This window comes from Acinetobacter sp. CFCC 10889 (genome assembly GCF_003268395.1).
Taxonomy (GTDB): domain Bacteria; phylum Pseudomonadota; class Gammaproteobacteria; order Pseudomonadales; family Moraxellaceae; genus Acinetobacter.
Map to the genome: position 1 here is coordinate 1 of NZ_LQXQ01000029.1, position 14384 is coordinate 14384.

Annotated in this window: 12 protein-coding genes and 2 pseudogenes; 9 read left to right on the forward strand and 5 right to left on the reverse strand. The window is 37.1% G+C overall.

The features are described 5' to 3' along the window. Positions 1 to 110 precede the first annotated feature (110 nt). The 4 genes and pseudogenes from AVJ19_RS12100 to AVJ19_RS12115 all read right to left on the reverse strand — a co-directional run bounded on the left by AVJ19_RS12100 (position 111) and on the right by AVJ19_RS12115 (position 3380). Positions 111 to 854 carry an amino acid ABC transporter ATP-binding protein gene (locus tag AVJ19_RS12100; RefSeq protein WP_111859953.1) on the reverse strand — a complete coding sequence of 248 codons (744 nt, stop codon included), beginning with the start codon at positions 852 to 854 and terminating at the stop codon, positions 111 to 113. Between the two features lie 11 nt (positions 855 to 865). Continuing rightward, positions 866 to 1543, reverse strand: a complete 678-nt coding sequence (locus AVJ19_RS12105; RefSeq protein ID WP_111859954.1) for an amino acid ABC transporter permease — start codon at positions 1541 to 1543, stop codon at positions 866 to 868. 2 nt (positions 1544 to 1545) lie between these two features. Beyond that, entirely contained in the window at positions 1546 to 2388 is an 843-nt protein-coding gene (locus AVJ19_RS12110) for an amino acid ABC transporter permease (RefSeq protein WP_111859955.1), read from the reverse strand. Between the two features lie 92 nt (positions 2389 to 2480). Further along, positions 2481 to 3380 (reverse strand): annotated as a pseudogene (locus tag AVJ19_RS12115) (amino acid ABC transporter substrate-binding protein). A 444-nt stretch (positions 3381 to 3824) separates the two neighbouring features. Here AVJ19_RS12115 and AVJ19_RS12120 point away from each other — a divergent pair. From AVJ19_RS12120 to hisC, 8 genes and pseudogenes are all read left to right on the forward strand, one after another. Then, positions 3825 to 5273, forward strand: a complete 1449-nt coding sequence (locus AVJ19_RS12120; protein WP_111859956.1) for an RNA polymerase factor sigma-54 — start codon at positions 3825 to 3827, stop codon at positions 5271 to 5273. 193 nt (positions 5274 to 5466) lie between these two features. Then, the gene (gene hpf, locus AVJ19_RS12125) at positions 5467 to 5805 is read left to right on the forward strand and encodes a ribosome hibernation-promoting factor, HPF/YfiA family (RefSeq protein WP_111859957.1); all 339 of its coding nucleotides are present in this window, start codon (positions 5467 to 5469) and stop codon (positions 5803 to 5805) included. 142 nt (positions 5806 to 5947) lie between these two features. Beyond that, positions 5948 to 6199 (forward strand): BolA family iron metabolism protein IbaG, encoded by a 252-nt coding sequence (gene ibaG / locus AVJ19_RS12130; RefSeq protein ID WP_111859958.1) that lies wholly within the window; start codon positions 5948 to 5950, stop codon positions 6197 to 6199. Positions 6200 to 6205: 6 nt separating this feature from the next. Next, positions 6206 to 7471 carry a UDP-N-acetylglucosamine 1-carboxyvinyltransferase gene (gene murA, locus AVJ19_RS12135; RefSeq protein ID WP_111859959.1) on the forward strand — a complete coding sequence of 422 codons (1266 nt, stop codon included), beginning with the start codon at positions 6206 to 6208 and terminating at the stop codon, positions 7469 to 7471. Further along, positions 7471 to 8165: pseudogene (gene hisG, locus AVJ19_RS12140) on the forward strand (ATP phosphoribosyltransferase). Before murA ends, hisG begins: the two are co-directional and overlap by 1 nt. A gap of 157 nt (positions 8166 to 8322) precedes the next feature. Further along, on the forward strand, positions 8323 to 8985 hold the full coding sequence (locus AVJ19_RS12145; RefSeq protein ID WP_111859960.1) for a DUF4272 domain-containing protein: 663 nt from the start codon (positions 8323 to 8325) through the stop codon (positions 8983 to 8985). Positions 8986 to 9111: 126 nt separating this feature from the next. Continuing rightward, positions 9112 to 10413 (forward strand): histidinol dehydrogenase, encoded by a 1302-nt coding sequence (hisD, locus tag AVJ19_RS12150; RefSeq protein ID WP_162626597.1) that lies wholly within the window; start codon positions 9112 to 9114, stop codon positions 10411 to 10413. A gap of 194 nt (positions 10414 to 10607) precedes the next feature. After that, a complete protein-coding gene (hisC, locus tag AVJ19_RS12155) occupies positions 10608 to 11705 on the forward strand; it encodes a histidinol-phosphate transaminase (protein ID WP_111859962.1) in 1098 nt (365 codons plus the stop codon). Positions 11706 to 11736: 31 nt separating this feature from the next. On the opposite strand, the gene AVJ19_RS12160 is transcribed toward hisC, so the two are convergent. Beyond that, positions 11737 to 13119, reverse strand: a complete 1383-nt coding sequence (locus AVJ19_RS12160; RefSeq protein WP_111859963.1) for an anthranilate synthase component I family protein — start codon at positions 13117 to 13119, stop codon at positions 11737 to 11739. 259 nt (positions 13120 to 13378) lie between these two features. On the opposite strand from AVJ19_RS12160, the gene AVJ19_RS12165 reads away from it, so the two are divergent. Next, complete coding sequence (locus AVJ19_RS12165; protein WP_111859995.1) at positions 13379 to 14281, forward strand: DUF6160 family protein; 903 nt, start codon at positions 13379 to 13381, stop codon at positions 14279 to 14281. The last annotated feature ends 103 nt before the right edge of the window (positions 14282 to 14384 follow it).

The following is a 14384-nucleotide window of genomic DNA, read 5'->3' on the forward strand; positions in this document are numbered from 1 at the left end:
ATGTTTTTTTATTGGTTGGAGAAAATATTTATTAAGAAGGCAGAAAAAGCAATGGAAGCGAATGAATCTGTATAATCCTTAAGCTTAAAAAACGTACATGTTAAAAAATATCAAACGACCATTGCTATTTTATCTAAGAAAAACTTAGTTCTTTCATGCCGTTCTTCAGGTTTATTAAAGAAATCGTTGGTTTTACAGTCTTCTAAAATTTTGCCTTGATCCATAAAAATTACACGACTTGAGACTTTTCTTGCAAAGCCCATTTCATGGGTTACACACATCATGGTCATGCCTTCTTTTGCCAATTGGCTCATCACTTCAAGTACTTCCCCAACCATTTCAGGATCAAGAGCGGAAGTAGGTTCATCAAAAAGCATACAGACAGGATCCATACAGAGACCACGTGCAATCGCAACACGTTGCTGTTGTCCGCCAGAAAGTTGACCTGGGAATTTATCTTTATGTGCCGCAAGTCCTACACGGTCTAAATATTGTAAAGCTTTCTTTTTTGCTTCCTCTTTAGAGCGTTTTAAGACTTTGATTTGCCCAATAGTTAAATTGTCTAAAACAGTCATATGCGGAAAAAGCTCAAAGTGTTGGAACACCATGCCGACACGCGAACGAAATTTAGCAAGATCTGTTTTGGGGTCTTTTAATGCAGTACCATCAACAATGATATTGCCTTCTTGGAAAGGTTCTAGTGCATTCACTGTTTTGATGAGTGTGGATTTTCCTGATCCAGATGGACCACAAACAACGACAACTTCACCTTTTTCAATACTGGTTGTGCAATCAGTTAGAACTTGAAAATCGCCATACCATTTTGAGATATGTTGTATTTCTATCATAGGCATATAGATTCTCCTTATCTTATGATTGCTATTTTTTGGTGTAAACGTTTCACTAAACAAGATAACGCAAAAGAAATACAGAAATAAATGACAGCAACAAGTAGATAGAATGTTGCTTTGGTTTCTGAGCCGTAGGTGTTTGCTAAGGTGTTTGCATTACCTACAAAATCTGGTGCACTAATTACGTAAACCAGTGATACATCTTGGAAAAGTACAATGGACTGCGTAAGTAAAATAGGTAACATATTTCTAAAAGCTTGTGGCAGTATGACATTGGACATGGTTTGACCATAGGTAAAACCTAAGGCATAACCTGCATTTACTTGACCTTTAGAAACGGATTGAATTCCAGAGCGGACAATTTCTGAGAAAAAAGCAGCTTCAAAAATGGCAAATGTTACGACGCTTGAAAAGAGTGGTCCATAATATGTGTCATATTGGAAGTCAAAATATTTAGGTAATAAGAAATAAAATATGAAGATCACTTGAATGAGCGGAACGCCACGAAAAAAATCAACATAAAATTTGGCAATATTACTTAAAAATTTATTGCTTGATAGGCGCATCATGGCAAGTGGTGTACCAATTAAGATACCACCAATAATCGATAGTACAGTGACTGTTATGGTGAATTTAAAACCATAAAGTAATGTACTAATTACATCTTCATTTTGTAATACACTGAAATCCATAATTATTTACCTCCTGAACCAAGACCAGGAACAGCCATGCGCTTTTCGACCCAAGACATTAAATATTTAATGCAATAGGTGATGACGAGGTAGACAGGTGTAGATAAAATTAAAATAACAATATCTTGAGATGTTTCTTCACGCATGGTTTTGGTATAAGCAAAGAAATTTAAAATACTCAATGCATAGAGAACTGCAGAATTTTTGAAAATATTCATTGCTTCAGAGGTTAACGTTGGCCAAACGATCCGATAAGCAACAGGTAAAATGACATAGCGATAACTTTGGCTTTGGTCTAAACCAATTGCAAAGGCTGCATTTTTTTGACCACGAGAAACTGTGTTGATGCCTGAACGGATTTGTTCTGCGATTCGTGCAGCAGTGTATAAACCTAATGCAAATACACCAATGATAGCTGGATTATCATTGAGAATATTTTGCCACCATCCTCCATTCACCATTTCTCCACTGCCTGTACTTAAGCTGAGCGGAAGTAATTCTGGAAATACAAAAGCCCAGAAAAATAATTGAACAATTAAGGGGATATTACGAAATAATTCAACATAACATGTGCCAATAAAAGACAGGGGTTTATTGGGGAGTGTTCGCATGATGCCGATGAGTGAACCCAATAGAAAGGCAATAAAAAAGGCTGCTACAGCAGTCCAAATCATTGTCCAAACCCCAGAACCTAGAAGTTGCAACCACGTTGGTGCATCAGCTACAGGTGAATAACTTTCACCGCCAATAGCTTTACAAACTGATTCAGCCCAAGTTGCTTTATCTAAGCTGTATTCATTTGAGGGGAGGCAATAAGCCGTCCAATTAAGTGAGCCAACTGACATGTGTGCTCCTTGTATTTTTAGTCTTTAAATACATACAGATCAAAATACAAAAAATGTATTTTGATCTGTAATAAGCTATTTTTTATAAGGTATTATTTAATACCAGCATCATTTGGCTTTGCCATAAGGGCTTTATATGAAGTACTCATAGGCATGTTCATATTGACATTTTTAGGTGCGATTGGAGATTGAAACCACTTTTTATACAGGTTTGCCATTTGACCATTTTTCCACATTCCTGTTACAACACGGTCAGCAATGGCTTTATATGCTGCATCATCTTTTGGAATCATAATACCGTATGGCTCCGATGAAAGTACTGGGCCAACAATTTTAAAATCTTTTGGATTTGATGATTTTGCGATTAAACCTGCAAGAATATTATCATCCATCACAAATGCCGCTGCACGTCCTGATGCAACCATCGCAAAAGAGTCTGAATGATCTTTTCCGTAAACATTATTTACATTTACTTTTTGACCCTTTTCGCCCATTTTGATGTATTTATCAGAGGTGGTGCCTTGTGTTGTGACAACAGCCTTTCCGTTTAAATCGGCAATTGTTTTGATTGGGGAATTGGCTTTGACCACCATGCGAACTTCAGTTGCATAATAATTGGTGGAGAAACCAACTTGTTGTTGGCGTTGGATGGAGTTTGTGGTTGTACCGCATTCCATATCAATATTGCCTGCTAACATTTCAGGAATACGTGTTGATGATGTTACTGCTTTGTATTCAACTTTTAGGTTAGGCATTTTTAAGTCTTTTTTTCAGCTCTGCTGCAAAGACATTACAAATATCAACTGCATAACCTAAGGGTTTTCCACCCACAACATAAGAAATCGGATCTGAAGATTCACGGTAGCCAATCACAACTTGCCTGATTTTTTGATTTTTGCCAAAGTGTCAGCTGCCTGTACCTGAGAAAATGCACCGCCTGCAATCAAAATACCTAAAGTTGTTGTCAGTAGTTGAGTTGAAATTTTTTTCATTCTGATTTCTCCAATCGTGTTTTGTTTATGTCATGTGTTAGTACATTTATTTGAATAAAGCACTTAGCATGCCAACAATTTTTTTAGAAATATAGATCCTTCATATTTCTTTATACATTTATTTTTATACTTTCACCTCTCAGAAGTAAAGTGATAAACCATATAAATTTTGTGCAAAAATCATCGACAGGTGATCATAAAAAATGATGATAGGTGTTTTAAAACTTGATGAGAGTGCTATTTCAAATTTTGTGTAAGCAATATATTTTTTGTATGTGGAATAGGGGGATTTTTCCATTTAATTTTCATAAATGATTCATTTTTGACTAAAAATTTAAATTTAATTCTCATATTTTTACTATGAAGTGCTGAATTCCTATGCTATAACAATAAAAAGGCATGATTTTTGCTTATTATAAAGTGTGATTCTGAGGGTGTTGCTAAATGAAGTTATCAGTCGGGTTAAAAGTTGCAAATACATTGTCATTAACACCACAATTGCAACAGGCTATTCGATTGTTACAACTTTCGAGTTTAGAATTGGAGCAAGAAATCCAAATTCAACTCGACAGCAACCCACTGCTTGAGAAAGTTGAGGAAGAATCTTCAATAGAAAGCTTGGAACAATTACAAGAACAAGATGCTAAAGATTTAACTAAAGCGCTAAATGCAGATCATTTACCTGATGATTTACCTGTAGATACTGATTGGGATGATGTGTATACCCATCAGTCGACGGCAATGGAACGTCCAGAATTCGAAGAGCGTGAAGATAATCGTCAAGGACATACTTCATTAAAAGAACACATGTTGGCGCAAATTAATTTATTGCATTTTTCACCTGTGGATAAACTAACAGCCTATTGCATTGTGGATGCATTGGATGAAAAAGGCTTTTTAGATGCTGAAGTGTCTGAAATTGTACAGTCTGTTGCGCATTTATTGGCGCAAATGGATTATGACATTGAGGTTGAAGAAGATGAGGTTTTAGTTGTACTCAAACATATTCAACGATTAGATCCTGTGGGTGTTGGATCACGCAATTTGGCGGAATGTTTATTTTTACAAGTTGAGGCTTTACCTCAAACAGTAAACTATCGACATGAAGCATTGCTGTTGTTAAAGCATTATGAACTTTTGATAAGTAATGAATTGGCAAAATTACTCAAACAAACGGGTTTAAATACAGACCAATTAAAATCTGCTGTTGAATTATTAAAGACATTAAAAGCTTATCCAGGTGCAGAATTTGCTGAAAAAGATTCAGATTATCAGATTCCTGATGTCGTCGTATCACAAAAAAATGGGCATTGGCATGTTCAGCTCAACCCAGACATATTACCTAAGTTGAGAATTAACTCGTTTTATTCAGGCATGATTAGACGTGCGGATCAGAGTGATGATAATCAGTATTTGCGTAATCAAATGCTGGAAGCGAAAAACTTTATTAAAAGTGTGGATGAGCGTCATAAAACCTTATTAAAAGTGGCAACTTGTATTGTGCAACATCAACGTGAATTTTTAGAAATTGGTGCTGAAGGGATGAAACCTTTAGTGCTACGTGAAGTAGCTGAAGAAGTTGAATTGCACGAATCAACCGTCTCACGTGTCACAACCAATAAATATTTACTTACACCACGTGGTTTATTTGAACTGAAATATTTCTTTTCAAGTCATGTGGGGACAACATCAGGAGGCGAGGCATCTTCAACTGCGATTCGAGCAAAAATTAAGAAATTGGTTGCAGAGGAAAATCCACGTAAACCATTGTCAGATAATACGATTGCAAATTTATTGAAAGAAGATGGCATTGATGTAGCACGGCGGACTGTTGCTAAGTATCGTGAGTCTTTAAATATTCCATCATCTTCTGATAGAAAAGTCTTGATCTGAGTTTTAAAGTGTGAGTATTCTAAAGGCTCATTATGACGATTTGACGAAAATAATGAGTCACTTTTTATGGTTTCTGGAGTAGCCCCAATGATTGCATGATGTTATGAAGCAGAATTTTTCCTGAGTGAATTCTGTCATTCGATCATTTCGGCTATGACGTGTCACATCCTTTGATAAGGAGAGGGTTATAATTATGCAAATTACAATTCGTGGACATCATTTAAGTATTACACCTGCGATTGAAGATGATATTCGTTGTAAATTTACCCAAATGGTCAAGCATCTTGATCAAGTAAATAGTATGCAAGTAAAGCTGAGTAAAGATCATCAACTAGACAAAATTTCTAAAAAAGGCAGTGCAAACCATATTGCTGAGGCGATTGTACGTTTACCGGGGGTAGAGCTATTTGCTCAAGCAAGCGCAGATGACATGTATACTTCTATTAAAAAACTCACTGAAAAATTAAAAAAACAATTGCACCGACATCGTAAAATGCAGCTCGATTATCAACCTGTTTTGATTGCTGAATAATTTTATAGTTCCACTGAAAAAGAGGTTGAAAAAACCTCTTTTTTTTATCAATAATTTTTGTACAAGATAATGCATTATTTTGATGAGTTTATAGTAAAATATTCGGTTTTTACACTGACAGTCCTATAATGAGGTCGATGCCATGAATAGTGAACAGCTCACTGAAATCCTTAAAGCAGCTTTTCCTGATGCAGAAGTCGCTGTTAGTGGACAAGCAGGTAAGTTTGACCTCCGTATTGTTGATGAACAATTTGAAGGTAAACGTCCTGTTGCTCGTCAGCAAACTGTTTATCAACCACTCAATTCGTATATTGCCAGTGGTGAAGTACACGCTGTAACTATTCGTGCAATGACTAAAGAAGAATGGCGCAAAGCCAGTATGTTTGGAGCTTAAGCGTCAATGGATAAATTTGTCATTCAAGGCGGTGCAAAAGTTGAAGGTGAAGTGCGTATTTCGGGTGCGAAAAATGCAGCTTTACCTTTACTAGCAGCAATGATTCTTGCTGATTCACCAATTACGCTAAAAAATGTACCGAATCTGAAAGACGTCAGAACATTGGTTAAACTCATCAGTGGTTTAGGCATCACTATGACTTATGAAGGCGAAACTGTTACTGCAGATACATCTACATTAGACAATCAATTTGCACCGTATGAATTGGTGAAAACCATGCGTGCATCTATTTTGGTGCTTGGTCCATTATTGGCGCGCTATGGTAGTGCAAAAGTATCACTTCCAGGCGGTTGTGCGATTGGTTCACGCCCTGTAGATCAGCATTTAAAAGCTTTGGAAGCTTTGGGTGCACACATTGAAGTTGAAAATGGTTATGTAATTGCCAGTGTCGATGGTCGCTTAAAAGGCGGGGAAGTCATCTTTGATATGGTGACTGTAGGTGGTACAGAAAATATTCTGACCGCTGCGGTTCTTGCAGATGGTGTAACCACAATCCGTAATGCAGCCCGTGAACCTGAAATCACCGATCTTGCACAAATGCTGATTAAGATGGGTGCAAAAATTGAAGGTTTGGACACAGATACACTTGTAGTAACAGGTGTTGAAAGCCTGCATGGCTGTGAATATTCTGTCGTTGCTGACCGTATTGAAACTGGTTCATATTTAGCGGCTGCAGCGATTACAGGCGGTAAAGTCAAAACCACACATACTGATCCAAACCTGCTTGAAGCGGTGTTGGATAAGTTTGAAGAAATGGGTGCAGAAGTGACCCGTGGTGATGACTGGATTGAACTCGACATGATGGGTAAACGTCCGAAAGCTGTCAGCTTCCAGACCTTGCCACATCCAGAATTTCCAACAGATATGCAAGCACAGTTAATGGCGGTGAATGCCATTGGTCGTGGTTTTGCAACAATTTCAGAAACGATTTTTGAAAATCGTTTTATGCATGTACCTGAATTAGCACGAATGGGTGCAAATATTCAGGTCGAAGGTAATGATGCTGTAGTCACCGGTGTGGAAAAATTATCCGCAGCCCCAGTGATGGCAACTGACCTGCGTGCTTCATTCTCTTTAGTTTTAGCAGCTTTGGTTGCTGAAGGTGAAACCACCATTGATCGTATTTATCACATTGATCGTGGTTATGAAGATATTGAAGCAAAATTGCAAGGTCTGGGTGTCCAAATTAAGCGAGTGAGCGAGACAAGTTAATGAGCGATATGAGAAACGATGATCCAAACTTGACGTAATGGGCAATTTTGATCATGGTTTAACTTTGGCATTGAGTAAAGGTCGTATTTTAAAAGAGACATTGCCTTTGCTTGAAACTGCTGGAATTAACTTATTGGAAGATCCTGAAAAATCTCGTAAGTTAATTTTCCCAACCACACATAAACAGGTGCGTATCTTGATTTTACGTGCTTCTGATGTACCGACTTATGTTGAAAATGGTGCGGCGGATATTGGTGTAGCAGGTAAAGATGTATTGATGGAGCATGGCGCGCAAAACGTTTATGAGCCATTGGACTTAAAAATTGCCAACTGTAAGTTAATGACAGCAGGCAAAGTGGGAATGGAACGTCCAAAAGGTCGTTTAAAAATTGCCACTAAATATGTCAATTTAACCCGTCAATACTATGCAAGCTTAGGTGAGCAAGTTGATGTTATTAAACTTTACGGTTCAATGGAGCTTGCACCATTGGTTGGTTTAGGTGATTACATTGTCGATGTGGTGGATACAGGAAATACTTTGCGTGCCAATGGTTTAGAGCCTTTGGAAGAAATTTGCAAAGTGTCTTCACGTTTGATTGTCAATAAAGCTAGCTTTAAACGAAAGCAGACTTTGCTTAATCCAATCCTTGCACAGCTTGAAAAAGCTGTAGAAGAACGTGAAGCGAAAAAGTAATTTTTTGATAAATTATTAGAAAATAAATGACCGTCCACAAGGGCGGTTTTTTATTTGGAAAATGCAATACATGATTTATTCACAGAATTGATAAAGAAAGTTTTTATTGAGAATGTTAAAAATAAGTCATGAACAATAACTTGAATTATGATTGAAAATGAAAACACCACAACAACGAAAAGAACAATCCATTGAAATACTTAAACATAGAGATATTCCATATATAGATTGGTTACCTATGATTGAGTCAGTCGAAGATGTTGAAGTTCGAACTGCTGAAAGTATTGCTCAACGTGCGATTGCCTGCTTGTGGGTCATACAAGTTGCGTGTGATATTGATAATGGAAGATATAATGATGAAATTAAAGACTTTGTCTTAAATGTTCTGGCAAAAATGCAAGTCATGGATGCTTTAACTGAAAATGAAAAGGCGATTTTACATGAGGATGTATCTCAACAAGATGTAATTAACATGGTGTGGAAATATGAAGCCTATTGGGTTTTATTGTGGGCTTTAGGAATTGTAGAAGAACTAAATTATCCTGAAAATATTGTAGATTGTGATTTTGCAATTCAAGCAGTTGTATCTGCTAAAACTTTTGAAGAATTTATGGCAAAAGTAAAGTTACGTGATATTGAAGAAATTTTAGATCAGGCGGATTTAATCTATCGCTATGATTGGGCATGTGTAAATGCGCGATTAAAGCAAGAACAAGCACCTGCACAATTAAACTCGGCTGTTGTTGTAGAAAGGCATGGTGCATTGAATTGGTTAATCCAATCCGATAGTGATTGGGATCATCCAGATGTGAGCACTTAAGTTAAGGTTTAATACGATTATACTTTTTTAATCAAGCTTTCCTATTAAACTTAATAAAATTGACCATGCGAACTTGCCCACAAGTCACTCAAAACAAGGTAAACTAAATCTTTCTTAAACAACCTTGTGGGTAAATTGATGCGACGTTTATCGACTCAAGAGCCAGACTTTAAACAAGTCTTTGCTGACTTATTGGCTTTTGAAACAGTGAGTGATCCTGAGCTTTTAAAAACCGTAGACCAAATTATTGCAGATGTACGCCAACATGGTGATGCACATGTACTAAAACTCACTCAACAGTTCGATCGACATCCAGCGCATCAATTTTCAGATTTAGAACTGTCACAAGAGCAATTGAAAGCAGCATTTGAAGGTTTAACGTCTGAAGTACGTGAAGCACTTGAAATGGCAGCCAATCGGGTACGTGAATTTCATCAAGCACAGAAGCAAGATGGTTGGACTTATGTCGATGCGTTGGGTAATACACTCGGTCAAAAAGTAACACCATTAGATCGTGTTGGAATCTATGTGCCAGGTGGCTTAGCATCTTATCCATCATCAGTGCTTATGAATGCTGTTCCTGCACATGTTGCAGGTGTACAAGAAATTATCATGGTGGTTCCAGCGCCAAATGGTGATTTAAATCCATTGGTGCTTGCTGCTGCTTATCTTGCAGGTGTACATCGTGTATTTACTATAGGCGGTGCGCAAGCTGTTGCAGCATTGGCATACGGAACTGAAACGATTCCGCAAGTCGATAAAATCACGGGGCCGGGCAATCGTTTCGTCGCTGCGGCAAAACGTGCGGTATTTGGTCAGGTTGGTATTGACATGATCGCAGGACCATCTGAGATTTTAGTCTATGCGGAAGGGCAGAATAATGCCAAATGGTTAGCAATGGATTTATTGTCACAAGCTGAACATGATACTGTTGCACAAGCAGTGTTTATTACCCCTGATGAACAATTATTGAATGATGTTGCGCAAGCCATTGAAGAACATTTAGAAGCCTTACCAAAAGCTGAAATTGCACGTACTTCGATTGCCAATCGTGGTGCATTGGTCTTGGTAAAAGATCGCGCTGAAGGTGCAGAACTTATTAACCAAGTTGCACCTGAACATTTGATGTTGTGTTTAGATGAAGCACAGGAAATGTCAGAAGATATTCGCCATGCAGGTGCAATCTTCATGGGACGATATACACCTGAAGCAATTGGTGATTATTGTGCAGGTCCAAACCATGTCTTACCGACTTCGGGTACAGCACGTTTCTCGTCACCATTAGGTGTTTATGACTTTCAAAAGCGTTCAAGTTTGATCATGTGTTCTGAGCAAGGGGTAAAACCACTTGCCAAAACTGCAGATATTTTAGCGCAACAAGAAAACTTGGATGCACATGCGAGATCTGCGAGATATCGTTATCAATAAGTTATTCACTAAATAATTAATATTGTATGTCCTTCTCTCTTGCGCCATATATGGCTCAGGGATGAGTAGCAAGGCTACGCAAGAGGATAAGGGGAAATATTGAATTTGGTTTGGAAGATGACCTCTCCCAAACCCTCTCCTGGAAGGAGAGGGCTTACGTGATCGTAAGTTGAGTACATAAATGAGAAAATAAAATGCCAAACATCACCCCTGAACAAATGCGTTTTTGGAGTCCGGATGTACGTGAGTTAGAACCTTATGTACCAGGCGAACAACCGAAAATTCAAAATTTATTAAAGTTAAATACCAATGAAAATCCGTATCCACCATCGCCAAAAGTGGTCGCTGCGGTACAAGCGGTATTAGAAAATTCAGCTGATGCATTACGTCTATATCCTGACCCTGATGCGACTGCATTAAAACAAGCGATCGCCAAGCAACAGCACGTTCCTGTAGAGCAAGTTTTTGTCGGAAATGGTTCGGATGAAGTTTTAGCACATATTTTTAAGGCTTTTTTTGTGCAAGATAAACCGATTTTATATCCTGATATTACCTACAGTTTTTATCCTGTTTATAGTCAGTTTTTTGGAATTTCAGCACAATCAAAAATTATTCCGTTGAATGATGATTTTGAAATTGTAGTAGATGATTATAAGCAACCCAATGGCGGGATTATCATCACCAATCCAAATGCACCAACCAGTATTGCATTAGGATTGTCAGCGATTGAAGAAGTATTGCAAGCCAATCCTGATTCAGTGGTATTGGTTGATGAAGCTTATGTAGATTTTGGTGCAGAATCTGCAGTGAAATTGGTTGAAAAATATGACAACTTAGTCGTATGTCAAACTACTTCGAAATCACGTTCTCTTGCTGGTTTACGTGTTGGATTTGCGATTGCACAGCCACATTTGATTGCTGCACTTGAAGCCGTGAAAAACAGTTTTAACTCTTATCCGATTGATCGTTTTGCGATTGCAGCTGCGGTTGCTTCATTTGAAGATCAAGACTATTTTTCGGCGCAATGTCAAAAAGTTATAGCCAATCGTGAAAAGTTGGTTGCTCAATTGACAGAACTTGGCTTTAAGGTTTTACCTTCAAGTGCGAACTTTATTTTCGCGACATTGCCAAATCATGATGCAGGGGAATTGGCAACAGCTTTACGTGAAAAAGGCATTATTGTGCGTTATTTCAATAAACCAAGAATTAACCAATTTTTGCGTATTACGGTTGGCACAGATGAGCAAAATCAACGCCTTGTCGATACATTGAAAAATGATATTTTAAAATAATTCAATATTTAAAATACACAAAAAGCGAATCTTAGGATTCGCTTTTTTCTTGAGTATTTTCAGGTTGATACCATGTATTGAGTAGGTCTAACATTGCTGAAACTTTATCAAAACATTCCTGATATTCAGCATCACAATCCGATGCAATGGTGATTCCGCCGCCTGCCCACAAAGACACATTGTCCTGATATTTTTGAATGGAACGAATCAGAATATTCCAGGAACCTGTACCATCAAAATTAAAATAGCCCATCGAACCACAATAAGCCCCTCGTGGTGCACCTTCGAGTTCCTCAATAATTTGCATGGCACGAATTTTCGGTGCACCTGTAATCGAACCGCCAGGAAGGGCAGACAGCAACATTTCAAATGGATTGACATCTTCTTTTAATATCGCTGTGACTTCACTGACCATATGATGTACTTGATTAAAGGATTCAATATTAAAAAGTTTTGGCGTTTTTACGGAGCCAGTTTCTGCATAAACACTGAGATCATTGCGTAGTAAATCCACGATCATGACGTTTTCCGCTTGATCTTTTTGTGAATGTATCAAGGTATTTTTTGATTGCTCATCCAACACAGGATCATCATAGCGTGGCATTGTGCCTTTGATCGGTTTTGTGGTGATTTTACGATTGGCTTCAAAGTCAATAAATAATTCAGGTGAGCAACTCAGCAGTTCAAAATCATCTATTTTTAAATAACCAGAATAAGGTGCATTAGTCAATTGCCAAAATTTTTCAGCAGTATTCAACAAAAGACCCTGTGCTTTTGCAATGAATTCTTGGGTTAAATTAATCTGATAACAATCACCCGCTTTAATATAATTTTGAATTTGATTAAATGCTTGATCATATTGTTGTTTTGACCAACGTGCTTGGCATTTGTGTGTTAATTTAAAATTATGAATATATGCTTTATGGGTGACTAATTTAGAATGAATAATATGAAAAATATCAGTGGCATTTTCTTCATGGCTATAAAATATCCATTTTCCATCATGGTATTTTAAATAACTTTTATAGAGACCTAAAAATAAATTTGGTTGAGATTTAAATGTGTTGTTTATATTAAATTGCGCTGAAAAATTATAGTCAATAAAACCAATATACCCCCCATTAAAACTCATTTTGTTGATATTTTTTTGACCTATTTTATTAAATTTTATAAATTTTTCTAATAAGGTTGTTTTTTTTATTTGAGTGTATTGGTGATGGTGGGTCCGTTCAAAAAAATAAGAATGACCAGATTGGTTGAGTACATATTGAGTGGGTAAAAATGCAATGACTGGTTGGTGGTTATTTTCTAAATAGACACAGCCAAATAGATCATTCAATTTTTGTAGAATAATAGTAGAGTTTAGAGTGTGTATATCTAAATTTTGACTGAAAATAGATTGAGTTAGCATCATGTAAACTAATAAAACAATTCAGAAAATTATACAATATTTTTGCATATTATTTTTTTGTACACTCTGTCACAAAAATACCGTTTATCGGGAATTGAGACTTTTTGATAAACAACTATTGAACAAAAAATAACATAAGGTTAATTTAAGAGTGCAAATCGGACTACTCAAGGAAGAAAGTTTCTGTTGTAAAAAAACAAAAACAACATGAAGCAGCGGCGAGTGGTTAAAAATGAAAAAAAATGCTCTTGGGAGAGTACAAATGAAATTATTTACTAAAGTTGCTTTAGTTTCTGCAGTTGCAATCAGTTCAAATGCAATGGCAATGCAAGCGATGGATGATGCTGCATTGAGCGCTACAACTGGTCAAGACGGTATTTCGATTGGTATTGATATTGATACTGTTAATATTAGCAAACTTCATGTTTTTGATGGTGACGGCTTACCTACAGCTCAAGCAGGTTTAGGTGGTACTGGTACAACAGGTGCGATTACTGTTAATGATGTTGTTTTGCAAAAAAATGCTAATACTTTGGCTAGCGGTAACTTAGCGGATGTAGCAATTGATACAGATGGTGGTTCAGGTAGTCCATTTTTAAATGTAGCAGCTTCTGTTGCGGGTTTAGATATTGATCTTGGTAAAATTGAAGTAAATGACGCAACAGGTGCTGCTGGTGCATATAAAGTGGGTACTGCATCTGCTACTATCTTAAGTGGATTGACATTGTCTACAGGTTCTTTAACAGCAAATATCCAATTAGGTAATACACCACAAGGTGCAATGATTAAGTTGAATGGTACAATGACTGGTGGTCTTGCTATCAATAATTTAGCACTTAAAGATGAAGCAGCAGGTGGTTATATCGCTATCGGTGGTATCAAAATTAGCGATACTGGTAATGCCAATAGTGATTTAGCGCTTGATGCAGATATTGCGGTTAAACCAGAAGGTTTAGCAATCACTGCACTTAAAGGAACAACTGGTACAGATATTTATATTAAACAAGTTGTGTTAGGTGGTGGTGCTGGTTATACAGGTGTAGGTATGCCAGTTTATAATGCAACAGTAGCAGGTTCTGGTTCAATTGGTGATGTTGCAATCTCTGGTATGACGATTACCAACAGTGCTGGTGCTGGTGCAGTTATCAAAATCTCTGGTCACTAATCTGATCTGATTTGAAAAAGACGCGTGATATTCACGCGTTTTTTTTTTACAAAAATGGTCAAATCAAACAAAAGTAAAAAAAAGCTGTTTTTTTTGAAAAAAC